This is a genomic window from Pseudomonas granadensis, assembly GCF_900105485.1.
GTDB lineage: Bacteria > Pseudomonadota > Gammaproteobacteria > Pseudomonadales > Pseudomonadaceae > Aquipseudomonas > Aquipseudomonas granadensis.
This window is the reverse complement of record NZ_LT629778.1, coordinates 715,570-737,803: the sequence shown is the minus strand read 5'-3', so window position 1 is coordinate 737,803 and position 22,234 is coordinate 715,570. Positions and strand designations below refer to the sequence as shown.

Below are 22,234 nucleotides of genomic sequence, written 5' to 3'. Positions count from 1 at the left end.
ACATAAATCTCAGGCCGAAGTACCTTTCGAATAACACACGGTCAGTCCCCTCTCCCTCTGGGAGAGGGCTAGGGTGAGGGGCTTTTGACGTTGATTCAAAACTCCAGAGTGCTCGACAACGAAACCTGCCGCGCATCCCCCATCGACACAAAGAACCGGCTCGCCGAAGACGTGTAATACGTTCGGTCAAACAGGTTCTTCACGTTCAGTTGAAACTTGACCCTCTGCCCTTCAACCCTCGTGTCGTAAGTCGCAAACGCATCAGCCACGGTGTAGCTCGGCAGGTCAAAATCATTCACCGCATTTCCAGCGCGCTCACCGACGTAACGCGCGCCCGCGCCGATGCGTAACTGGTCGCCGCCCAGCACGCTGCCAAAGTCGTACACCGCCGACAACGAGCCGGAATTCTTCGCTACGTTCTGTAGGCGCTTGCCTTTGTATTCCGGGTCTTCGGTGACTTCGGCATCGGTGTAGGCGTAGCTGCCGATCATGCTCCAGCGGTCACTGAGCTGACCGCTCAAGTCCACCTCGAGACCACGCGAACGTACTTCGCCGGCAGCACTGTAAAGCGTCGTCGGGCCTTCGGCATTGGCCACCAGCACGTTACGTTTCTTGATGTCGAACACCGCGACGTTGCCGGTGATGCGCCCCGGCAAATCCAGACGTGCGCCCAGCTCCCACGACTTGGCTTCTTCCGGCGCGATGCTGCCGTCGAGCACAGTGCTGCTGCCGCTCAGCGGGGCGATGGTCGAGTTGGGTTTGAACGATTCGGTGTAGCTGCCGTAGAACGACAAGGCGTCGGTGTAGCGATACACCAGGCCGGCACGCGGCACCCATTTCTGGCCGTTGCTGTCGGTGTTGGCCTTGAACGGCACACCCTTGCCGGCGTACTGGTCGTACTCCTGAAAACGCCCACCGGCGACCAGAATCCATTGATCGGTGAGGTGGATCGAGTCCTGCAGGAACAGCGAATCGCTGCGCAGTTCATCGGTCTGTGCGCTGTCCGGTGCGCTGACCGTCGTCCCCCTCACTTCGCGGCCATACACCGGATTGACGTAGCTGAAGGTGGTCAGGCTTTTCTGCCGGATCAGGTCTTCGCGGTAGATCTTGCGGTACTCGTCATCGACCCCGAACACCAGATCATGCTGCATACCCAACACGTTGACCTTGCCTTCAAGGCTGGCGGTGGTGAAACGGTCGGTGCTGATCGCGTTTTGAGTGCCGTCCATGCTGCGGGTCAGCGTGCCTTTTTTCGTGTCGATCGCGGTTACCCGCACCTGACTGGCGTCGTAGGTCTCGTGGTTCCAGCTGTAGCCGAAATGGGCTTTCCAGTCGTCGTTGAGTTGATGATCGGCTTCAAAATGATAAAGATCCGAGCGCCCTTCCATGTCATTGAACGGCTCGTCGAGCCGCTGTTTGCGAGAGATGTCCAACGGGTGATTGGTGCGCGGGTCGATCAGCGTGCCGCGGTCGAATGGCGTGAGAAATTCGCGGTGCTCGTAACCGAAAAGCAACTGAGTGTTTTCACCGAACCAAGCCAGCGACGGTGCAATCAGGGTTTCGCGATGAGTGCCGAAGTTGCGCCAGTAATCTTCGTCTTCGTGATCCACCACCATGCGATAGGCCAGCCCGGAATCGCCCAGCGCACCGGTGCTGTCGAAGCTGCCGCCGCTGCCGTTCTTGCCCTCGCCGTAGGTCGAGCCACGCAGGGTCAGCGCGTTATAGGGCGTGAGTTCCGGTTTCTTGCTGACCAGGTTGACCACCCCGCCCGGGTCTTGAATGCCGTAGAGCAACGAGGCCGGGCCCTTGAGCACTTCGACGCGATCAACCGTGGCGTTCATGCCGCGACCCTGCACGATCGGCATGCCGTCGCGCATGATCGAGCCGTTGCGGTTGTCGCCAAAACCGCGGGTCATCACCGAGTCCTGAGTGCTGCCCAACGTGTTGCCCTGGGTGATGCCGCTGACATTGGCCAGCGCATCGTCAAGATTGCGCGGCGCCTGATCGCGGATCACCTGGGCCGGGATGACATTGACGGTCTGCGGAATCTCCTGCAACGACGCCGAGGAACGCATCACTGAACTGGTTTCCGGTGGCTGATAGCTGGTCGAGTCGTCACGCGTCGAAGTGATGGTGGTCGCGCCGAGGTTCAGCGCGCCTTCGGTGGGTTTGGGCTCAAGCGCCAGCGTGTGCCCGTCGGTGCGGCGGAAGTTCAGTCCGGAGCCGCTGAGCAAGCGTTGCAATGCCTGTTCGGCGCTCATCTGGCCGTTGACCGCCGGTGCCGTCAGCCCATAAGGCGCTTCGTCGGTGTAGACCACGCTTTGCCCGGTCACGCGGCTGAAGTCGCTCAAGGCTTGCGGCAGCGGTTTGGCGGCCAGCGAAAAACTGTACTGCTTTTGCGCCTGGCTGCTGAGCGTTTCAGCGGCCAATGCAACGCTGACCGGCAACAACGCCAGTGCCGAAAAACTCAACGCCGACCTGCCCAACCACTGTTTGACCGAACCCGATTTTGCCCTGGACTTCATGACTCAATGACCTGTGTAGAACCGCAACGGATGCGAATGACTCGCAGTTTCAGTCACTACACGGATGGGGCTGGGGTTTACCTCACTCATAATCTGAAATTATTTTTGCGGTGACTGATACGGCGCCATCGCGAGCAGGCTCACGCCTACATCTGGAATGCGTTTCCCCTGTAGGAGTGAGCCTGCTCGCGATGGCGTCAAACGGCTCAGCGCAGAATAATCAGCTGCCCCAACACCCGACGCTGCTCAAACCCCAACACCCCCTGCAACGAATTGAGCACCGCCTGCGGATCCTTGCTCGGGAAGCTGCCGCTGACCTTGCGCGCCGCCAGCTCATCGTTGAGCAATACGATCCGTCCCGGGTAATAGCGGCGCAAATCCTCGACCACCTCGGCCAGCGTCGATTTGTAATACGTCAGCCAACCCTGACGCCAGGCCAGTTGCGCTTCGCTGTCGACCGCATGGAGTTTTGCCGCCGCACCTTCGCCATAAGCCACCTGCTGCCCGGCCGTGAGAATCTGCTGCTCGCCATCGCGGCTCGCCGTTACACCCACCCGTCCTGACAGCACCGTGACCTGCGCGCCATGAGGCTGCAAACGCACTTCGAATTGGGTGCCGAGCACCCGCGCCTCACCGTTCTCCGCCGCGACGATAAACGGCTCGCCGGTGTGGCTGACGCTGAAAAATCCGGCGCCACGGCGCAGTTGTACACGCCGCTCGCCGTGGCTGAAATCGACGGCAATCGCGCTGTCGGCATCCAGCGTCACTTGCGATTGATCGGCCAGCGTCACCGTGCGGATCTCGCCCGGTGCCGAGACATAATCGGCACCCAGATCATCGAGCCAGCGCTGCGCTTGCCACCCCGTGCCGAGGCTGACCATCAGCAGCAGACACGCCGCCATTACCAGCGCCGCGGACCAGCGCAAAACCGGCGAACGTCGCGGACGGTCCATCGCTTCGAGATAACCCTGCAACGCCAACGCCTCTTCATCGGCCAGGGTTTGTGCCGGGCCTTCGCTCAGCTCCCACAGCACCTGCGCCTGCGCATACGCCTCGGCGTGGGCCGGGTCGGCACGCAGCCACTGACTGAAGGTCAGTTGATCGCCGGCGCTGGGCCGATCATGCAGCAGGCTCAGCCAGGCCAGAGCGGCCTGTTCCTGGGCGGGCGTCGGAACGATGTTATCGGCGGGGTTCACGGTGCTTTCCCTGGCAGACGTGGCGCGGGGTTGCGCAGGCTGGCCTTGCAGGCCTCGAGGGCGCGCATCATATGTTTTTCCACGGCACTTTGGGACAAGCCCATGGCTTTGGCGATGTCCGCGTACTTGCGCCCGTGGATGCGGTTGAGCAGGAAAATCTGCCGGGTGCGCTCGGGCAAGGCGCGCAACGCCGCTTCGACATGGCGCAGGTCATTGCCGGCTTCGAGCGCGGCTTGCGGCTCGCTGCCTTGACTGTGCGGCTCATCCGGTTGCCAGCCTTCATTGACGCGCAAGCGCGTGCCTTCGCTGCGCAGATGATCGATGGCAATGTTGCCGGCGCAGCGCAACAGGTAGGTGCTGAGCTCTTCGACCTGCACCAGCGGCCGTCGCCAGAAACGCAAAAACAGGTCCTGTACCAGATCCGCCGCCGTCGCGCGACAACCGACACGACGGTTTACCAGCGCTTCCATCTGCGAGCGCTGCGACAGAAAAACCTGGAGAAAATGCGCACGCGCGCCATGCGGCTCGTCGTCGCGCGACTCCGGTGGCAGACCGATCAGCATCTCAGCGCTGCGCCCATGTCTGCAGGCAGGCGGTGACCTGATGAAAGCCTTGTTTCATGCCAGCCCCAAGCCCCGCACGACGCCGGAAACGGTCGCCAGAATCACGCTTGGCACCAGCAAGCCGACCCACGCCGACCACGCCGTACGACAGGCAATGCACCAGAGTACGGCGACCAGATAGACCAGAAACGAAACGGCCATGCCGGTCACCAGCACGTCGGCACGGCCCAGCGGCAACCACAGGGTCAGCGTCACGCTGGCCAGCGCGGCAACGAGATAGCCACCGAACACCGCAGCCAACACCCGAGAGGTGACGGCCAGGCGATAGGACATGGGCAATGTGGCGAGTTTGTCTTTCATGTTTCGACCCAGAAACGAAAAACGTCCGTCAGACGAGCCGGATCAAGCAAGCGATATTAATGATAAATATTCTCATACGCAAAAGCTTCTGATTGCCGGACGATGCACTCGGCTTTACAATGCGAACCGTTCTTGTTCTCTAACGCACGTTCTCGACGCCTGCTTTGCGTCCGGAGTCATTCCGTTGTCGTCCGCCCACTCCGTCGAATCGCTTTATCAGGCTCATCACAGCTGGCTCAACGGCTGGTTGCGACGCAAGCTCGGCTGCCCGGATAGCGCGGCGGACCTGGCACAGGACACCTTCATCAAAGTGCTGACTGCGCGCGAGCCGCCACTGATCATCGAGCCGCGCGCGTTCCTGACCACCCTCGCCAAACGCGTGCTGTTCAACCATTACCGCCGCCAGGATCTGGAGCGCGCCTACCTCGAAACCCTGGCGCAGATGCCGGAGATCGTCGCGCCATCGGAAGAACACAAAGCGATCATCCTGCAGACCTTGATGGAGCTGGACGCATTGCTCGACGGACTGCCGCGTACGGTCAAACGCGCCTTTTTGCTGGCGCAGGTCGATGGCCTGACCTACCCACAGATCGCCGCAGAACTGGGCATCTCCGTGGCCACGGTCAAACGACACCTGCACAAAGCGGCGCTGCGCTGCTATTTCGCTTTATGAACCGCACTCCGGATTTTTCCGCACAAGTGGCCGAGCAGGCCGTGCACTGGCTGCTGGAAATGCAGCAAGGCGCCCTCAGCCCGCGCCAGCAACAGGCCTGGCAGCAATGGCTGGACGCCCACAGCGAACATCGCCGCGCCTGGGAACACATGCAGCGGGTCAATCAGCGCTTGCGCGGTGTGGCGTCGCCGCTGGCCCATGCGGCGCTGAACGGGCCGAAGTCCGCCAGCCGTCGGCAGGCGCTGAAACTGTTGCTGATTCTGGGCGCCGGTTCGGCCATGACCTGGGGCCTGCGCGAGCACACGCCGCTGCCGTCGTTGCTCGCCGATTACCGCACGCCGCTGGGGCAGCGGCGCAAGGTGTCGCTGGGTGGCGACGATCTGTTGCAGCTCAACACCGCGAGTGCCGTGGATATCGATGGCGCGCAACGCCTTATTCGCCTGCTCGAGGGCGAAATGCTCCTGAGCGCTGCCAAGCCGTTCGCAATCCGCACCGCGCAAGGCGTTCTGAACGCTCAAGGCGCGCGCCTCAATGTGCGTCAGTTTGCCGATCGAACGCAGATCGCCCTGTTTGCCGGGCGCGTCGAACTGACCCTCGATCAACGCGCACCCGTGCTGCTGCCGGTCGCGCGCCAGCTGAGTTTTACTGCGAGTGTCATCAGCGACGCCAAACCGCTGGATGCCAACAGCGGCGCCTGGACTGACGGCATGCTGGTCGCCGCGCACATGCGTCTGGGCGACTTCCTCGACGAGTTGGGCCGCTACCGTCGCGGTCAGCTGCATTGCGACAAGAAAGTCGCCGATCTGCTGATCTCCGGGACTTATCCACTGGACGACAGCGAGCAGATTCTCGACCTGCTGCAAATCAGTCTGCCGGTCAAAGTCCGGCGTTTTACCCGCTACTGGGTGAGCGTCGAAGCGCGGGTCCGAAGCACCTGAAAAATAAATGAGCCGTTTTTCAGATCTGGCGTGACAGAGAAGGAAAGCCCCCTTGATTCAACCTTCTCAGGATCATCCGCCATGCACCCCACCCGCCTCACACCCTTGGCTCGCACCCTGCGCAACGTCGTCCTTGGCGCCAGCCTGAGTTTCGGCGCCCTGCCCGCGGCACTGGCCGCCGATGCCAAGGTTTATCACATTGCGCCGTCGTCGCTGGAAAACGCGCTCAATCAATTCGGCCGTGAGGCCGGGGTGCTGATCTCCTTTGGTTCGCAGGTCACCGGTGGTTTGCAAAGCCGAGGCCTGGAGGGCAACTACACCACCGAGCAAGGTCTCGATGCCTTGCTCGAAGGCACCGGCCTGCAAGCACGCGCCGAGGGCGACAACGCCTTCAGCCTGCAACCGCAGGCAGACAAGGCGCTGGAGCTGGACACGTCGAAAGTCGTCGGCGACTGGCTTGGCGATGCGGCGCAGATCAACGTGTTCGAACATCCCGGCGCTCGCGACGTGATCCGCCGCGAAGAATTTGAGCGCCAGGGCGCCACACAGGCGCGCGATGTGCTCAACCGCATCCCCGGCGTCAACGCCCCGGAAAACAACGGCACCGGCAGCCATGACATGGCGCTGAACTTCGGCATCCGTGGTTTGAATCCACGTCTGGCCGCGCGCTCGACCGTGTTGATGGACGGCATTCCGGTGCCGTTCGCGCCTTACGGCCAACCGCAGTTGTCGTTCGCGCCGATCAGCATGGGCAACATGGACGCGGTAGACGTGGTGCGTGGCGGTGGCGCGGTGCGTTACGGGCCGCAGAACGTCGGCGGCGTGGTCAACTTCGTGACCCGGGCGATTCCCGATGAGCCGACCGTGAAAGGCGGTTTCCAGACCGAAACCAGCCCTTCGTCAAGCCACGACGGCTTCAAGACCAGCGCCAACCTGTTGGCCGGTGGCACCAACGCCAATGGTTTGGGCGGCGCGTTGCTGTACTCCGGCACTCGCGGCGGCGACTGGCGCGAACACAGCGACACTGAAATCGACGACCTGATTCTCAAGGGCAAATACCAGCTCGACGAGGCCAACAGCTTCAACGCCATGGCCCAATATTACGAAGGCAAGGCTGACATGCCCGGTGGTTTGAACGTCGCCGATTACGACGCCGATCCGTACCAGTCGACGCGGCCGAAAGACCAGTTCTGGGGCCGTCGCACAATGTTCAACTTCGGCTATCGCTATCAGGAAGATCGCCGCGAATTCACTGCCAACACCTTCTTCACCAAAACCCTGCGCAGCGGTTATCTGGACCAGGGCACGTTCCTGTCGCTGTCGCCGCGCGAGTACTGGGTGCGCGGTCTGGAAACCCGTTTCGCCCAAGGTTTCGACCTCGGTCCGACCAGCCATGAAGTCGGCGTCGGCTACCGCTACATCAACGAAGCCGGCCACGAACTGCGCTATCGCACGCCGATCGCCAGCAACGAGTACCCGACCACCAACAGCCGCAATGACCGCGACACCCGTGGTGGCACCGAGGCCAATGCGTTCTTCGTCGACGATCGCATCGATATCGGCAAATGGACCATCACCCCCGGCGTGCGCTACGAAATGATCGAGTCGCAGCAGACCAACAACCTGACCAACGTCAAATACAAGGGCGACTACAACACTGCGCTGCCGGCGCTGAATGTGCTTTATCACCTGAACGACAGCTGGAACCTGTACGCCAACACCGAAGGCTCGTTCGGCAGCGTGCAGTACAGCCAGATGCCCAACCGCGTCACCAGCGGTGAAGTAAAACCGGAAAAGGCACGCACCTGGGAAGTCGGCACGCGCTACGACAACGGCGCGTTGCGTGCGGAGATCGGCGCGTTCCTGATCAACTTCGACAACCAGTACGAAAGCAACCAGACCAACGATTCGGTGATCGCCCGCGGTGAAACCCGCCATCAGGGCATCGAGACCAGCATCAACTATGCGCTCGACGACCTGAACCCGGCGTTGGCTGGATTCGATGTCTACGCCAGCTACGCCTATGTTGACGCGACCATCCGCGAAGACGGCCCGAACAAGGGCAACCGCGTACCGTTCTCCGCGAAGCACAAAGGCACGCTGGGCGTTGGCTACACCGAAGGGCCATGGAAACTCAATCTGGACAGCACCTTCCAGAGCGACCAGTTCGCCGACAACGCCAACACTACGAAGGAAAGCGCCGACGGCAACACCGGCAAGATCCCCGGCTACATGCTGTTCAGCAGCCGCGCGGGGTATGACTTCGGGCCGCAGTTGTCCGACCTGAATGTGGCGGTGGGGGTGAAGAACATTTTCAACACGCAGTACTTCACGCGCTCGTTCGATGACAACAACAAGGGTAAGTATGTGGGGGAACCGCGGACGGTTTATGTGCAGACGTCTGTGGCGTTCTGAGACCGAAAAAATCAACGTCAAAAGCCCCTCATCGGAACGCCGCCCGCCTTACCCTCTCCCAAAGGGAGAGGGGACTGATTGTGGGATATTTCAGAAGTGTAGCGACCTGAGAGTAATAACCTGAATCCATGATCGACGCGGTGTGTCAGGCCGGCATACATCCCGCTGACAACGCGGTCGGCTCCCTCTCCCTCCGGGAGAGGGCTGGGGTGAGGGTTCTGGGCTACAGTGAGTTATCAAACCCACTTCACAAGGATCGTGAAGCATGCAAAATCGCCCCACCCTCGCCCAGTTCGCCCGCCAGCTCCGCACCAAACAAACCGACTGCGAACACCTGCTCTGGCAAAAGCTTCGCTCCCGTCAAATCGCCAATCTGAACTTTCGCCGTCAGTATCCCTGCCCACCCTATGTACTGGACTTTTACTGCGTTGAATTGAAATTGGCGATCGAGCTGGATGGTGGGCAACACAATGAGTCGCCGGGACTGATTCATGACCAGCGCCGGACGCGCTATCTGAACCAAAAAGGCATTGAAGTCGTGCGCTTCAGTAATCTTGAGGTGATGCAGCAGATGGGCGGTGTTTTGGAGCAGATCATCAGAATTGCGGCGCGTCTGAAAAAGCCCTCACCCTAACCCTCTCCCAAAGGGAGAGGGAACCGACCGAGTTGTTTTAGCGGATTACGCCCACATGAAATATCGAGCCGAACTTACGTTTTGAACCAATCGAGATCTGCTCCCTCTCCCTCCGGAAGAGGGCTGGGGTGAGGGTTCTCGGCTACAGTGAGTTATCAAAACCCACTTCACAAGGATCGTGAAGCATGCAAAATCGCCCCACCCTCGCCCAGTTCGCCCGCCAGCTCCGCACCAAACAAACCGACTGCGAACACCTGCTCTGGCAAAAGCTTCGCTCCCGGCAAATCGCCAATCTGAAATTTCGCCGTCAGTATCCCTGCCCACCCTATGTACTGGACTTTTACTGCGTTGAATTGAAATTGGCGATCGAGCTGGATGGTGGGCAACACAATGAGTCGCCGGGACTGATTCATGACCAGCGCCGGACGCGCTATCTGAACCAAAAAGGCATTGAAGTCGTGCGCTTCAGTAATCTTGAGGTGATGCAGCAGATGGGCGGTGTTTTGGAGCAGATCATAAAAGTTGCGGCACATCGAAGAGCGCCCTCACCCTAGCCCTCTCCCAGAGGGAGAGGGAACCGATTGGGGGATATTCCAGAAATTCGTCGACCTGACAGTACTGAACGAAATCCATGATCGACGCGGTGTTTCAGATTGATAAACATCCTGCTTACAGCGCGATCAGCTCCCTCTCCCTCCGGGAGAGGGCTGGGCTGCGTTCTCACGCCGTACACCAAATCAGCCACAAACAAAAACGGGCCTGCATTCGCAGGCCCGTTCTCATTGAGGTGGCTTATGAAATCAGCGCATCAACTGTTGATCGCTGCCTGTTCGTTCTCGTCAAATTCTTCTGCCAGCAACTTGTCGTTGGCTTTGCCGGTGAATGGCACTACCGCAGCGCGTGGTTTACCTCGCAGTTTGCCGAACAGGTGATCCAGTTTGTGCTCGAGTTTTTCGGCAGCGCCGTCGATCGCCTGCTCCAGCGAATCGGCTTTATGGGTCACGGAAATCGGTTGATGGCCTTTTGGCCGCGCCTCCAGTTGGCAGCGCAAGTCATGGGGACCTGGTTTCTCGCCGTTCTCGTCGCTCAGGTGGACTTCGACACGGGTCAGGTCTTCTTCATAACGATCGAGCGTGCTCTCAATAGTTGTACGTACCCACTCCTCCAGTCGCTTACTGCTTTGAATATGGTTATCGCTGTTGACTTGGATTTGCATAGTTCATCCCTTATTTCAGCTAGCTCGCAAGGGGCCTGGAACAGGATTTCGTGACCCCTTGATTACAACAATCGGCCCGAGCAGCGAACATTTCAACCCCTGAAAAAAGATAAATATTCATTCGCAAAAAAAGCCGGACAACCGAGCGAAGCGCTGGTAAGGTCGGGAGTTGGGTCGCCCTGCGCCTCGGCAAGGTTTGCTCACAATCGCCCGTCATTCAGCGGGTGCAAGCTGCGGAAAATCCCCGCCTCCTCTACCAGCCAGTCATGCACTGCTCGTACGCCCGGATGGCTCAGCGCCCCCGGCGCGTAAAGCAGCACGTAACGTTTGTGATTAGGCACCGACAGGCCGAACGGCACGATCAGCGCGCCGCGCTCCAGTTCGTCGTTGAGCAACGTACGTCGGGCAATCGCCACGCCCATGCCGGCAATAGCCGCTTCGATGGTCAGGTGGTTGCGATTGAAGGTATGCCCGCGCCGCACATCCGCGCCCTCGAAACCGATCGCGTTCAGATAAAACTCCCACTCGGCGTATTCATAGCTGCCGCGCCACGCAGTGATGTCGTGCAGCAGCGGGAAATGCAGCAGATCCGCCGGCCCGTGCAACGGCGGTCGCCCACGCAACAGGCTCGGCGCACACACCGGAAAAATCTGCTCGTCGAGCAAGGCTGTGGATAACAATCCGGGGTAGCTGCCGTCGTTCAGATCGATCGCCAGATCGAATTCGCCTTCGTGCAACGGCACACTGCTGTCCTCGGCAACGAGGCGCAACTGAATGTCCGGATAACGCTGTTGCAGGCGTGGCAGACGCGGCGTCAGCCATTTGCTGAGAAACGACGGAATCGAGCGCACACGCAGCGTTCCGCTGATCATCCCGGCATCCAGCCGTCGCAATTCCGCATCGATGCTGCCGTAGGCTTCGTTGACGGTAATTGCCAGGCGCTGGCCTTCAGCACTCAGTTCCACGCCGCGCGCGCGCCGATGAAAAAGACGAAACCCCAACCGCTCTTCGAGTTGGCGAATCTGCTGGCTGACCGCACCGGGGGTGATGTGCAGTTCTTCGGCACAACGGGTGAAGGACAGGTGCCGTGCGGCACAGGAAAACACCTGCAGCCAGACATAGGTCTGCGCATGCAATTGACGGCTCATCGTTTAGTCCTGCTAAAGGCTTTCTTAGGAAGTTTCGTTGGTCACCTCGGACCGAGGCAGGCAGTATCGCCGACATTGCGCTTGTCCGACAAAAAATGGCAGCGATTCCTCCTCCATTGCTTGTAAGGGTTTAGCATGGCTATCAGTGTTTTCGATCTGTTCAAAGTAGGCATCGGGCCGTCCAGTTCCCATACCGTGGGTCCGATGCGTGCGGCGGCAACGTTTGCCCAAGCCTTGATGGATCAGGATTTGCTCAATGACGTACGCCGCGTCGAAATCCGTTTGTACGGTTCGCTCTCGGCCACCGGCGTCGGTCACGCCACCGATCGCGCCACGGTCATGGGCCTGATGGGTGAGTGGCCGGACAGCATCGATCCGTCGACCATCGACGCCCGCATTCAACAACTGCGAGAAACCGGCCAACTGTCCCTCGCCGGCCAGCAAACCATTGCTTTCGACTGGCAGCGCGATCTGATTTTGCTGGATGAAAGCCTGCCCTATCACCCCAACGCGATGTCGCTCACAGCCTTTGGCGCGACCGGCGAGTTGTTCGAGCAAACCTGTTATTCGGTTGGCGGCGGTTTCATCATCGAAGCCGCTGAAGCCGAATCCGGCGTGGCCCCAAGTGGCGACGTTGAATTACCGTACGACTTTTCCAGCGCCGCGCAATTGCTGTCGCTGTGCAAGCAGCACAATCTGCGCGTGTCCGAGTTGATGATGGCCAACGAGCGCGCCTGGCGCAGCGATGCCGAGATCCGTCAGGGCCTGCTGCACATCTGGGCGGTGATGCGTGAGTGCGTAGAAAAAGGCTTGAGCCACGAAGGCATTTTGCCGGGCGGCCTGAACGTACCGCGACGTGCGGCGAAACTGCATCGCAGCCTGCTGGAGATCGGCAAGCCGAATGTGATCAGTTCAACGCTGTCGGCCATGGAGTGGGTCAACCTGTTCGCCCTCGCCGTCAACGAAGAGAACGCCGCCGGCGGGCGTATGGTCACTGCGCCGACCAACGGTGCCGCCGGGATCATTCCGGCGGTGCTGCATTACTACATGAAATTCAACCCGGACGCGTCTGATGATGATGTCGTCGCGTTCTTTCTGGGCGCGGCCGCCGTCGGCATTCTGTGCAAGAAAAACGCCTCGATCTCCGGCGCCGAAGTCGGTTGTCAGGGTGAGGTGGGGTCGGCCTGCGCGATGGCTGCGGCGGGTCTGGCGGAAATCCTCGGCGCTACTCCGGAGCAGCTGGAAAACGCCGCTGAAATCGGCCTCGAGCATAACCTCGGCCTGACCTGCGATCCGGTCGGCGGACTGGTGCAGGTGCCGTGCATCGAGCGCAACGCGATAGCCGCGGTCAAGGCGATCAATGCCACGCAAATGGCCCTGCGCGGCGATGGCAATCACTTCATTTCACTCGACCGGGTGATCCGCACCATGCGCGACACCGGCGCCGACATGCACGACAAATACAAGGAAACCTCGCGCGGCGGCCTCGCCGTGAACTGGGTGGAATGCTGATCGAGCGGCCTGCACCGTCAGCGACCATCGACACGTTCCTGCCCTGAAAACGCGCCATAAAAAAGGCGAGCCGCAGCGGGTCGCCTTTTTTTGTTGCCGTGTTTATTGTTCGACAATTTTTCCGGCATGACCCTTGCTGTACCCCCTGTGAGGCAAACGGACTTTGCGAACCTCAGCGAACGAGATGCCAATGGTCTGGAATGGCGAACCAACCCGATCATGGCCGGTCAACAACTGCACGTTCAATCAGGCGGTGACGCATCATGGACAACCCATTTCAGATCATTACCGATGCTTTCGCGCCGGACTATCAGATCAACCTGAGCATTCAGGGGCTGGACGGCAGCATCATGCTGACCCTGTCCAACGGCGGCCGGATCGTCGCCAAACGCATGATCAGCGCCGAACAGCGCAATGATCCCGAGCGTTTGAAGCGACTGGTGCAAAGCATCCAGTTCGGCATCGCCATCGAGCAGGGCCACAGCGCCATGTCGATTCTCGAAGCCATGACCAACGGCGCCGGGCTCACCCCGCCGCCATCAGTCAAGAGCCCGCCGAGCCAGACGGCGGGGCTTTAAAGTTCACCCTTTTCGACTTCCGGATGCTCGCTCGAGCCCGTGCCGATCTTGCGCTGCGGGTTCTCGATCTTCACTGACGGGAATTGCGACGAGGCGTAACGCACCACCAGGATCGCAAACGCCAGCAACAGAATGCCGCCGCACAGGTAGATGATGCCCATGTCCGGCGGGTTGTGGTGCGAGACGTTGGAGATCAGCAGACGCGTCAGTGCGGTGATCGCCACATAGATCAGGAAACGCACCGGCATGTGGTTGGTCTTGAAATAAATCCCGACCATCGCCCCCAGTTCCAGGTAGATGAACAGCAGCAGAATGTCGTCGATCTTGATGTGCCCGACTTCGAGCATGCCGAGAAACTCCATCACCGCCGCCCACGCCGTCACCGCACCGATGGCGAACAGCGCCAGGTAGTGGAAGGTTTCGACGAACAGGTTGCCCAGGGACTCGGCCAGTTGATGCACGTTCTGCCGCAGTTTCTCGGCCCAGTTGATTTTCACGATGATGTTCCTTAGCCCGATTCGAGCGGATGATGCGTGTTGGACGTTACGGTTTGCCGCATGCCCTGGTTGTCATGCAGAAACGAGGCCACGCCATCATGGCGAACCGCCGCCAACCCCGCCCCGTGGCGTTTCGTCGCACGGTCGGTGCCTGTGTAAAAGCAAGCCTGCTCGCGAATGCCGCCAATACGCGCCCCACTGACAAAGCGAAAATCCGGTCTACATTGAAAAGCCACTACCCATGGCGCAGGGATTCGCTTATCCTTTTCGCTGTATATGGATACAGTAGTCGACAAGACAACTTAACGTGAAGGCATGTGAGGTGGTGAATGGCCGTCGAAGTGGTATACCGCAGCAGCCGAGATCTGGAGCGCTTGTTCATGGATAAAGCCGAAGCTGACCGTCATGACAAAATGCTCGAACTGGCCGAATATCTGGCCGATGTTCTGCAAAAAGCCGTTCCGTCTCTGACTGAGCAGCAAGTGGAAGAAGCCGGGATCTACATGGCGAAAAATCGCGATGTCTTCGCCCGGGCGTTCAAGAGCCAGCCAGACGCGCTGGCTGAACTGATCAACGCACCGGCCGAAACGGTCGAAGCGAACGAGCCTGGCGAGGGCGTGGAAGCGCCTGAAGCGCCGGTGAAACCGGCCAAAGCGGCGAAGGCTGCGAAGTGATAAACGCCTGAATTGAACAGGCCCCGAGTCGAACGACTCGGGGCCTTTTTAATGCCCGTGAAACTCAGCGATACAAAACTTTTTCTGCCAGTTCATCGGCGACCCGCGCCGGCGAGCGTTTTTCCGCCTGTGCGTGAGCGAAAACTTCGGTCAGCCTTGAACTGATCTTCGACAGATGCGCGGTGATCGTCGGTAGTTCTTCTCCACGATGTTTCAGCGAAACGTAGATCAGGCCGCCGGCGTTGATCACATAATCTGGCGCGTAAAGAATGCCGCGTCGCTCCAGTTGGTCGGCCATGTCCAGGTGCGTCAGCTGATTGTTCGCCGAGCCGGCCACCGCCGCGCAGCGCAACTGGCTGACCGTGTGGCTGTTCAATACGCCGCCCAGACCGCACGGCGCGAGGATGTCGCAGGGCGTACTGAGCAAGGCATCGTTGGCAATCGGGTGGGCGTTGAGTTGCTCCATCGCCAATTGCACCTTGCCATGGTCGATATCACTGACCAGCAGTTCGGCGCCCACCGCGTGCAGTTGCTCGGCCAAGGCAAAACCGACATTGCCCAGGCCCTGAATGGCGATGCGCAAGCCTTCGAGATTGTCGCTGCCCAGCCGCGCCATGGCTGTGGCCCGAATCCCGGCGAACACGCCCATTGCTGCATGCGGCGCCGGGTCGCCAGCCGAGGTGGTGCTGGTGACATGGCAGGTCTGCTGGGCAATGCAATCCATGTCGGCCACCGACGTGCCGCTGTCGATGGCGGTGATGTAGCGGCCGTCGAGCTGGTCGATGCAACGACCGAAGGCCTCGAACAGTGCGCCACGGTTTTCGACATGGGCCGGCCGCACGATCACTGCCACTCCGCCGCCCTGCTCCAGCCCGGCCAGTGCGGCTTTGTAACTCATGCCCTGAGCAAGACGAATGGCGTCCTCGATGGCTGATTCGTCATCGGGATAGGCAAGGTAACGACACCCGCCCAGGGCAGGCCCGAGGCGACTGTTATGAATGGCAATGACCGCCTTCAACCCGGAAACCGGGTCGACGCTAAGGTGCAGCGATTCCAGGCGAGTGCTTTGCATGAGAGCGAACATCGACAGGCTCCCGAATCACTTCTTGTAGAACGCCAGTATAGGCTTGCCCATGAAAATTGCTGGAGCGCGCCGGAATAAGCGCCCGCGCCGACAAGCGCTTTGCGGCATAACTCCGTGCCGGCAATGCGGGGTACTGGACGAATCCCGCAGAGGAGGCTAAAAACGAGGCAATGCCCGGAGATTTCGATGAACCCGCGTCAGCGCTTTTTTGATTGCCTGCACCGCTCACCGCCCGCACTGTTGGAAGCGGCGTTGTGGATCGCGGCCGAGCACGAAAAAGCCGTCGATCCGCAAGCGCTGTTGCAGGAATTCAAGGAGCTGCAGCAACGAATCAGTTATGGCTTGCCGATGCTGCCGGTCAGTGAGTTGGCGCAACCGTTGTTACGGCGGATGAACGATCTGGGTTTTGCCAAGGACGACTTTTTGCCGCTGCGCCCGCAGGCGGCCTTGCTGCCTAAGGTATTGCAGAGCAGACGCGGCCAGCCCTTGGCGCTGGCGCTGATTGCGCTGGAGTTGGCGCGGGGTCTGGAAATTCCGTTGGTCGGGGTCAACTTTCCGGGCCATTTTTTGCTGCGCGTGCCGGGCGCCGATCATTTGCTTGATCCGTGCGGGGGCCGGCGTCTGTATCCCAATGATTGTCGTGAGCTGTTGCAGCGCCAGTACGGTCCGAACATGAAGCTCAGTGCCGAGCATCTGCTGACCGCCAGCCCGCAGCAAATGTTGCAGCGCCTGTCGCGCAATCTGCGTCAGTTGCACTTGAGCCATGATGACTTTATCGCCGCGCTGATCGACGCCGAACGGGTGCTGGAATTGGGTAACGCTTCGGCCGCCGATTATCTGGCCCGCGCCAGTTTGTATCAGCGGCTCGACTGTCCGAATGCCGAGCGCTTCGATCTGGAGCATGCACTGTTGCTTAGCGATGATCCGATCCAGCGGCTGCGCTTGACCGAGCGGCTCGGGCATTTGCCGCCCAATTCCGTTGTGCACTGAAGCGTCGTTTTTGTAGGAGTGAGCCTGCTCGCGATGGCTTCGGGTCGCGCTGCTATATCTGGCTGACCGGGGACATATCCGTTGCTGCGGGTGCTGCGGCTGGCGGTTTCGCCCTTACGGCGAGGCACTTTTTCCAGACGCCAAAAAAGAACCAAAAGGCTTTGCTCCTACGTACGGCCCTCGCAGGCTCGGGTCCCTTCGCTCCGATGTCGCCGGTTAGGCAAGATCAAGATCAAGAGCACTCGAGCTAGCGCTCATTGTTGAGTGGTTAGAAGCGGGTGGTTGGCTTGGGATTGGTGGTGTGGCTGCCCCTCATCGGAACGCCGCCCGCCCAGCCCTCTCCCCCAGGAGAGGGAGCCGATTTGTGTTGGCTTGGAATTTGTATTCGACTCGGTATTTCAGGTCGGCGCAGCTCTCGCATCCACCTCGATCAGTTCCCTCTCCCTCTGGGAGAGGGATAGGCGGGCGGCGTTCCGATGAGGGGCTTTTGATTTGAAGGGCTGGCGAGCTGACACTCGACCTATGGTTATGCGCGATTTCATGTGGGAGATTCTATGGTTCATGCCTAGCCCCTAAACTCTTTGGGGTGAGTATTCGCTCTGGTTTTTCAACAGAGCAAATACCACCCGTGCAAGCTTGCGGGCTAGTGCGACCAGTGCTTGGGTAGTGCTCAGTCCGCGCCCTCTCATAGCCTCATAAAACCCTTTCCACGCCGAGGTCCGGCTCGCCGCCATTGCAGCGTTGTGCAGCAATCGACGTGCCTCAGGGTCGCCTCGTTTGGTCAGGCAGCGCCGGCCTTTCTTTTTGCCTGAGTCCGCTATGCGCAGATCCATGCCTAGAAAAGCGATGAAAGCGTCGGCATTCCTGAAGTCCCCACGCTGAAAGGATGCGAGCAAGCGGGCGCCAGTCAACTTACCGATGCCTTCGACCTTCATGCAGCGCTTGAGCTGTGCGCCTAAACCGGCTTCTTCTATCTGCGTCAGGATCGTTTTTTCAAGCAAGGTTTCCAGCCTTTGCATGGCGCTTATCTGATTCTTGAAAGCAGTTTTGAGCAGCGGCTCATTCTCCCAGCTCTGCTTGAGGCTGACACGAGCCTGAACCAGAGCCGCACGGCGCCGGAACAGACTGATGAGCCGGCAATACAGCGGAGACGGCGGTGTCCAAGGACGCAAATGGTCCCCTTCGTTTGTCAGATACCGGGCCAATAATCGAGCATCCAGCGCATCAGTTTTAGCGCGAACGTTCACGCCTTTGCGGTAATGACTGAGTTCATAACCGCCAACCATATAGATCATGCAGCCGTCCGCGTGCGCCAGCTCGGCAAACTCCTGGTGATAAATATTGGTGGCTTCGATGGCGATTGCTACTGGTTTGGCAACGGTTTTGAGCCATTTCTTGATCGCCGTTTTGGTATTGGAGATTGTCTCGAGCCGATCCGATTCGACGTGATAAATCACCAGTTCGTCCTTGGCGACATCAACCCCGACAATCGACTGGGTAGTAGCGACGGGCATTGCCATGAGAAATCCTCCGGGCTAAGGTTTGAACACTTGAAGGGTTCACCCAGAGGCGCAGGCTTGTTCCTATCGTCGGTCTAGGCCAGATGCATTCTTTATCGGCGCTTGGGTGAAAGGAGGAGGGTGAAAATCTCCCACGGTCTGTACTGCGCTAACAGTCAGAATCGAGCCTTGTCCCTCCTCCTCCCTTCAAGTCCTACCATACAAGCTAGCCCTGCTAGCGATGCGGGCGACTCGGTCTATCCGTCAGACCGCGCTATCGCTCTTCGCCAACAGGCTGGCTCCCGCAGGACTTTGCTTGGCCTCGGAAGGCGCGCGAACCTGGATGATCAATAGCGCTGCAATGACCGCTGGAATCGCGCAGAAAAAGAAAATCTGCGCCACCGGTATGTGCATCGCCAGCAACAGGCTGCCGAACAACGGCCCGAGAATCGATCCGAAGCGCCCCACGCCCAAGGCCCATCCGGTGCCGGTGGCGCGCACGTGCGCCGGGTAGAAATTGCTGGCAAACGCATTCAGCGTCAGTTGCCCGCCGATGATGCAGAACCCGGCCGCGAACACGCAGGCGACCAGATAGCGCGGATTGTCGTGATTGAGACCGAGCAGGATCGTGCACAGCGCCGCACCGGCCAACACGCCGGACAACAGACGCACTTTGTGCTTCAAACGATCAGCGAACCAGGCCATGCAGATCGCACCAAGCGTGCCGGCGAACAGGAACATTGAGGTCACCAGATTGGCTTCATTGAGTTTCAGGCCGCTTTCCAGCAGCAATGAAGGCAGCCAACTGATCATGAAATACAGCAGAATCAGGCTGACAAAAAATGTCGCCCAGATCAGCAAGGTCGGCCGTGCGTAGCCATTACGAAACAACTCCACGACAGTCAGTTTGCTGCCCTGTTCGCGCTCGTTCTGCTCGACGCTGGCTACCGGCGGCTGCCAGTCCGGCAGCATCCGCGCGCTGACTTTGCGCAGCCGCGCATACGGTGGTGCGTCACGCAGCAGACGCGGCAGTGACTCCGGCAGCATCCACCACAGGAATGGAAACAGCAGCAGTGGCGTGACGCCACCGGCGAGGAACACCGCTTGCCAGCCGAACCGGTCGATAAACCCGGCGGCGACAAAACCGCCGGCCGCCCCGCCGAAGGAAAAGCCGCAGGCCGCGAGCGTCACCATCAAGGTGCGCAAGCGCGGTGGCGAATATTCCGACATCAGCGCCATGGCGCTGGGCATTGCCCCGCCCATGCCGATGCCGCAGATAAAGCGCGCGATCATCAGGCTGTTCAGCGAGTCGGCGAAGACCATCAGCACAGTCAGCGTCGCGTAGATCAACACGCAGGCAAGCAGAATGCGCCGCACGCCAAAGCGGTCAGCCAGTGGCGTCACCGCTAGAGAGCCAAGGGTGAGACCGAGCAGGTTGGCACTGAACACCGGCCCGAACGCCGATTTCTCCAGACCCCAGTCCTGAGCCAACGCCGGCACCACATAACCGAGCACCTGGGCGTCATAGCCATCGGTAACCAGCAGCAGCGCCAGCAAGATCAAGAGCAACCATTGATAACGGGACACAGGGCGGGCATCGAGTGCCGCGCGAAAGCTGGCAATCTGGTTGTGCATCGCAAGGTACCTGTCTTGTTTTTATGATTTTTTGAACGCCGTTGATCTCTGTAGGAGTGAGCCTGCTCGGGATAGCGGTGTGTCAGGCGGGATTATTCTGACTGACACACCGCTATCGCGAGCAGGCTCATTCCTAAAGGGTCACGGGGTGTCGGGCTGGTTGGCCGGATGCGCCTTGAGGAACGCCGGATGTTCTGCCGCCAACGCCGCAACCCGGCGGATTTTCGGAAATGCCTCAAGGCTCACATTGAAGCGCTCAGCCGCATACAACTGCGGGATCAGATAGACATCCGCCACACACGGCCATTCACCGAAACAGAAGCCACTTTCGCCGATCAACTGCTCCACCGTCGCCAGGCCCTGACTGATCCAGTGGCTTATCCACTCGATCACCTGCGGCTCGTCCTGCCCCGACTGGCGCAGGCGATTGAGCACGCTGACGTTGTGCAGCGGATGCACATCGCAACCGATCACCGCCGCCACGCCACGCACTTGCGCACGGGCGACGAGATCATCCGGCAGCAACGGCACCTGTGGATAACGTTCCTCGAGATATTCGATGATCGCTGGCGACTGAATCAGCAAGGCGCCGCCATCGGTGCGCAAGGCCGGCACACGGCCCTGCGGATTGAGCGCCAGATACGCCGCTTGCCGATGCTCGCCGCCCGCCGGCGCGATCAGGTTGACCGGCAGCGCGTGATATTCCAGGCCCTTGAGCGCCAGCGCAATGCGCACCCGGTACGACGAGGTCGAACGGTAATAGGTATAGAGATCCATGAGCTGCTCCCGTCAGCGCGCCGCCAGCACTTTGCCGCGGCATTCGCCAAAGCCGATCGAGGCAAAACCGTCACGGGCGCAGCGTGCGCGCAGAATGATTTCGTCACCGTCTTCAAGGAATTTACGTACCTCGCCAGACGCCAGTTCGATCGGCTTTTTGCCGCCCTCGGTGATTTCCAGCAGGCTGCCGAACTGACCGCTATCGGGGCCGGACAAGGTGCCCGAGCCGAACAGATCACCGGCCTGCAACTGGCAGCCGTTGACGCTGTGATGCGCGACCATCTGCGCGACCGTCCAGTACATGTAGCGGGTGTTGCTCAAGGTCAGACGATGGGCCGGCAGGTTCTGCTCGCGCATGGCTTCGGTGAGCAGCAGCACTTCCAGCTCGATGTCGAAGGCTCCGCCGTCCTGATCGCGTTTATCGAACAGATACGGCAGCGGCTGCGGATCGCCTTGCGGACGCGCTGGTTGCGCGGTGCGGAACGGCTCCAGCGCTTCGGCCGTCACCACCCAGGGCGACACGCTGGTGATGAAACTCTTCGACAGAAACGGCCCCAGCGGCTGATATTCCCAGGCCTGGATATCGCGCGCCGACCAATCGTTGAGCAGGCAGAAACCGGCGATATGCTGCGCGGCATCACCAATGGCGATCGAGTCGCCCATCTCGTTGCCCGGGCCGATCCAGATGCCCAGTTCCAGTTCGTAGTCCAGACGCGCGCAGGGGCCAAAGACCGGTTCAGTCTGACCGGCCGGCAGCGTCTGGCCTTTCGGGCGCCGCACGTCGGTGCCGGATACGCGTACGGTCGAGGCGCGGCCGTGATAGCCGATCGGTACGTGCTTGTAGTTGGGCAGCAACGGATTGTCTGGGCGGAACAGTTTGCCGACATTTTGCGCGTGTTCGATGCCGACATAGAAGTCGGTGTAGTCGCTGATGCGTGCTGGCAGGTGCATCTGGCAATCGGCAGCCAGAGGCAACAGTTTTGCCCCCTGCGCTTCGATACTGCCGCGCACGGTGCTGCCTTCGCTGAACAATTCCAGCAAACGCGTGCGCAAGGCAATCCGTGCCTCGCGGCCGAGCTCGAAGAACGCATTCAACTGACCGCCGTGCATGGCTTCGACAGCACTGCGCGCAGCACCGTCGAACAGCCCGGCTTCCAGCGCTACTTGCAGATCGAAGATGTGCGCGCCAATCGCAACCCCAGCGCGCGGCGCAGAACCTTCACGGCTGAACACACCGAGCGGAAGGTTCTGTAACGGAAAATCAGCGTGGCCGTTGGCCGAGGCGACCCAACTGCGGGTGATGGAATTCTGCGTCATGGG

General features: G+C 60.1%; 20 protein-coding genes and 1 pseudogene. 9 read left to right on the top strand and 12 right to left on the bottom strand.

Features of this window, described 5'->3' with window-relative positions:
- Nucleotides 1-95: 95 nt before the first annotated feature.
- The 4 genes from BLU52_RS03135 to BLU52_RS03120 all read right to left on the bottom strand — a co-directional run bounded on the left by BLU52_RS03135 (nucleotide 96) and on the right by BLU52_RS03120 (nucleotide 4,644).
- A complete protein-coding gene (locus tag BLU52_RS03135; RefSeq protein ID WP_090281846.1) occupies nucleotides 96-2,525 on the bottom strand; it encodes a TonB-dependent siderophore receptor in 2,430 nt (809 codons plus the stop codon).
- A 206-nt stretch (nucleotides 2,526-2,731) separates the two neighbouring features.
- The gene (locus tag BLU52_RS03130; protein ID WP_090281845.1) at nucleotides 2,732-3,721 is read right to left on the bottom strand and encodes a FecR family protein; all 990 of its coding nucleotides are present in this window, start codon (nucleotides 3,719-3,721) and stop codon (nucleotides 2,732-2,734) included.
- Nucleotides 3,718-4,284, bottom strand: coding sequence for an RNA polymerase sigma factor (locus tag BLU52_RS03125; protein ID WP_090281844.1), 567 nt, complete (start codon nucleotides 4,282-4,284; stop codon nucleotides 3,718-3,720). The genes BLU52_RS03130 and BLU52_RS03125 overlap by 4 nt, the downstream gene beginning before the upstream one ends.
- 54 nt (nucleotides 4,285-4,338) lie before the next feature.
- Entirely contained in the window at nucleotides 4,339-4,644 is a 306-nt protein-coding gene (locus BLU52_RS03120) for a DUF3649 domain-containing protein (protein WP_090281843.1), read from the bottom strand.
- Nucleotides 4,645-4,828: 184 nt separating this feature from the next.
- Between BLU52_RS03120 and BLU52_RS03115 the strand changes: the two genes are divergently transcribed.
- From BLU52_RS03115 to BLU52_RS03095, 5 genes are all read left to right on the top strand, one after another.
- Nucleotides 4,829-5,317, top strand: coding sequence for a sigma-70 family RNA polymerase sigma factor (locus tag BLU52_RS03115; protein WP_090281842.1), 489 nt, complete (start codon nucleotides 4,829-4,831; stop codon nucleotides 5,315-5,317).
- On the top strand, nucleotides 5,314-6,255 hold the full coding sequence (locus tag BLU52_RS03110) for a DUF4880 domain-containing protein (RefSeq protein ID WP_090281841.1): 942 nt from the start codon (nucleotides 5,314-5,316) through the stop codon (nucleotides 6,253-6,255). The genes BLU52_RS03115 and BLU52_RS03110 overlap by 4 nt, the downstream gene beginning before the upstream one ends.
- An 81-nt stretch (nucleotides 6,256-6,336) precedes the next feature.
- The gene (gene fecA / locus BLU52_RS03105; protein WP_090281840.1) at nucleotides 6,337-8,670 is read left to right on the top strand and encodes a TonB-dependent Fe(3+) dicitrate receptor FecA; all 2,334 of its coding nucleotides are present in this window, start codon (nucleotides 6,337-6,339) and stop codon (nucleotides 8,668-8,670) included.
- 265 nt (nucleotides 8,671-8,935) lie between these two features.
- Entirely contained in the window at nucleotides 8,936-9,304 is a 369-nt protein-coding gene (locus BLU52_RS03100) for an endonuclease domain-containing protein (protein ID WP_090281839.1), read from the top strand.
- 185 nt (nucleotides 9,305-9,489) lie between these two features.
- The gene (locus tag BLU52_RS03095; protein WP_090281838.1) at nucleotides 9,490-9,858 is read left to right on the top strand and encodes an endonuclease domain-containing protein; all 369 of its coding nucleotides are present in this window, start codon (nucleotides 9,490-9,492) and stop codon (nucleotides 9,856-9,858) included.
- A gap of 254 nt (nucleotides 9,859-10,112) precedes the next feature.
- Here BLU52_RS03095 and BLU52_RS03090 read toward each other — a convergent pair whose 3' ends face one another.
- Both BLU52_RS03090 and BLU52_RS03085 read right to left on the bottom strand, forming a co-directional pair.
- Nucleotides 10,113-10,520, bottom strand: a complete 408-nt coding sequence (locus BLU52_RS03090; protein WP_016771629.1) for an HPF/RaiA family ribosome-associated protein — start codon at nucleotides 10,518-10,520, stop codon at nucleotides 10,113-10,115.
- A gap of 200 nt (nucleotides 10,521-10,720) precedes the next feature.
- Nucleotides 10,721-11,668: a LysR substrate-binding domain-containing protein gene (locus tag BLU52_RS03085; RefSeq protein WP_090281837.1), complete on the bottom strand. Its 948-nt coding sequence runs from the start codon at nucleotides 11,666-11,668 to the stop codon at nucleotides 10,721-10,723.
- A gap of 135 nt (nucleotides 11,669-11,803) precedes the next feature.
- Here BLU52_RS03085 and BLU52_RS03080 point away from each other — a divergent pair, with 135 nt between their 5' ends.
- Both BLU52_RS03080 and BLU52_RS03075 read left to right on the top strand, forming a co-directional pair.
- Nucleotides 11,804-13,180 (top strand): L-serine ammonia-lyase, encoded by a 1,377-nt coding sequence (locus BLU52_RS03080; RefSeq protein ID WP_090281836.1) that lies wholly within the window; start codon nucleotides 11,804-11,806, stop codon nucleotides 13,178-13,180.
- A gap of 263 nt (nucleotides 13,181-13,443) precedes the next feature.
- Nucleotides 13,444-13,758, top strand: coding sequence for a DUF3509 domain-containing protein (locus tag BLU52_RS03075; protein WP_090281835.1), 315 nt, complete (start codon nucleotides 13,444-13,446; stop codon nucleotides 13,756-13,758).
- On the opposite strand, the gene BLU52_RS03070 is transcribed toward BLU52_RS03075, so the two are convergent.
- A complete protein-coding gene (locus BLU52_RS03070) occupies nucleotides 13,755-14,255 on the bottom strand; it encodes a phosphate-starvation-inducible protein PsiE (RefSeq protein WP_090281834.1) in 501 nt (166 codons plus the stop codon). The genes BLU52_RS03075 and BLU52_RS03070 overlap by 4 nt on opposite strands.
- A 329-nt stretch (nucleotides 14,256-14,584) precedes the next feature.
- Between BLU52_RS03070 and BLU52_RS03065 the strand changes: the two are divergent.
- A pseudogene (locus tag BLU52_RS03065) lies at nucleotides 14,585-14,839 on the top strand (YebG family protein); the annotation flags it as partial.
- Between the two features lie 154 nt (nucleotides 14,840-14,993).
- Here BLU52_RS03065 and BLU52_RS03060 read toward each other — a convergent pair.
- Nucleotides 14,994-16,013 (bottom strand): Glu/Leu/Phe/Val dehydrogenase family protein, encoded by a 1,020-nt coding sequence (locus tag BLU52_RS03060; RefSeq protein WP_090281832.1) that lies wholly within the window; start codon nucleotides 16,011-16,013, stop codon nucleotides 14,994-14,996.
- 186 nt (nucleotides 16,014-16,199) lie between these two features.
- Between BLU52_RS03060 and BLU52_RS03055 the strand changes: the two genes are divergently transcribed.
- A complete protein-coding gene (locus tag BLU52_RS03055; protein ID WP_090281831.1) occupies nucleotides 16,200-17,003 on the top strand; it encodes a SirB1 family protein in 804 nt (267 codons plus the stop codon).
- A 572-nt stretch (nucleotides 17,004-17,575) separates the two neighbouring features.
- Here BLU52_RS03055 and BLU52_RS03050 read toward each other — a convergent pair.
- The 4 genes from BLU52_RS03050 to fahA form a co-directional block, all read right to left on the bottom strand.
- Entirely contained in the window at nucleotides 17,576-18,523 is a 948-nt protein-coding gene (locus BLU52_RS03050) for an IS110 family RNA-guided transposase (protein WP_090281830.1), read from the bottom strand.
- 243 nt (nucleotides 18,524-18,766) lie between these two features.
- Nucleotides 18,767-20,137 (bottom strand): MFS transporter, encoded by a 1,371-nt coding sequence (locus BLU52_RS03045; protein ID WP_090281829.1) that lies wholly within the window; start codon nucleotides 20,135-20,137, stop codon nucleotides 18,767-18,769.
- A gap of 141 nt (nucleotides 20,138-20,278) precedes the next feature.
- Complete coding sequence (gene maiA / locus BLU52_RS03040) at nucleotides 20,279-20,914, bottom strand: maleylacetoacetate isomerase (RefSeq protein ID WP_090281828.1); 636 nt, start codon at nucleotides 20,912-20,914, stop codon at nucleotides 20,279-20,281.
- Between the two features lie 12 nt (nucleotides 20,915-20,926).
- Nucleotides 20,927-22,231, bottom strand: coding sequence for a fumarylacetoacetase (fahA, locus tag BLU52_RS03035; RefSeq protein WP_090281827.1), 1,305 nt, complete (start codon nucleotides 22,229-22,231; stop codon nucleotides 20,927-20,929).
- Nucleotides 22,232-22,234 lie beyond the last annotated feature (3 nt).

Bases quoted from the DNA above. Each gene is read 5' to 3' on its own strand.
- BLU52_RS03120 (WP_090281843.1), bottom strand. From the start codon at position 4,644: ATGAAAGACAAACTCGCCACATTGCCCATGTCCTATCGCCTGGCCGTC.
- BLU52_RS03135 (WP_090281846.1), bottom strand. From the start codon at position 2,525: ATGAAGTCCAGGGCAAAATCGGGTTCGGTCAAACAGTGGTTGGGCAGG.
- BLU52_RS03075 (WP_090281835.1), top strand. From the start codon at position 13,444: ATGGACAACCCATTTCAGATCATTACCGATGCTTTCGCGCCGGACTAT.
- BLU52_RS03090 (WP_016771629.1), bottom strand. From the start codon at position 10,520: ATGCAAATCCAAGTCAACAGCGATAACCATATTCAAAGCAGTAAGCGA.
- BLU52_RS03050 (WP_090281830.1), bottom strand. From the start codon at position 18,523: ATGGCAATGCCCGTCGCTACTACCCAGTCGATTGTCGGGGTTGATGTC.
- BLU52_RS03045 (WP_090281829.1), bottom strand. From the start codon at position 20,137: ATGCACAACCAGATTGCCAGCTTTCGCGCGGCACTCGATGCCCGCCCT.
- BLU52_RS03100 (WP_090281839.1), top strand. From the start codon at position 8,936: ATGCAAAATCGCCCCACCCTCGCCCAGTTCGCCCGCCAGCTCCGCACC.
- BLU52_RS03080 (WP_090281836.1), top strand. From the start codon at position 11,804: ATGGCTATCAGTGTTTTCGATCTGTTCAAAGTAGGCATCGGGCCGTCC.
- BLU52_RS03055 (WP_090281831.1), top strand. From the start codon at position 16,200: ATGAACCCGCGTCAGCGCTTTTTTGATTGCCTGCACCGCTCACCGCCC.
- fahA (WP_090281827.1), bottom strand. From the start codon at position 22,231: ATGACGCAGAATTCCATCACCCGCAGTTGGGTCGCCTCGGCCAACGGC.
- BLU52_RS03060 (WP_090281832.1), bottom strand. From the start codon at position 16,013: ATGTTCGCTCTCATGCAAAGCACTCGCCTGGAATCGCTGCACCTTAGC.
- BLU52_RS03095 (WP_090281838.1), top strand. From the start codon at position 9,490: ATGCAAAATCGCCCCACCCTCGCCCAGTTCGCCCGCCAGCTCCGCACC.
- BLU52_RS03110 (WP_090281841.1), top strand. From the start codon at position 5,314: ATGAACCGCACTCCGGATTTTTCCGCACAAGTGGCCGAGCAGGCCGTG.
- fecA (WP_090281840.1), top strand. From the start codon at position 6,337: ATGCACCCCACCCGCCTCACACCCTTGGCTCGCACCCTGCGCAACGTC.
- BLU52_RS03085 (WP_090281837.1), bottom strand. From the start codon at position 11,668: ATGAGCCGTCAATTGCATGCGCAGACCTATGTCTGGCTGCAGGTGTTT.
- maiA (WP_090281828.1), bottom strand. From the start codon at position 20,914: ATGGATCTCTATACCTATTACCGTTCGACCTCGTCGTACCGGGTGCGC.
- BLU52_RS03125 (WP_090281844.1), bottom strand. From the start codon at position 4,284: ATGCTGATCGGTCTGCCACCGGAGTCGCGCGACGACGAGCCGCATGGC.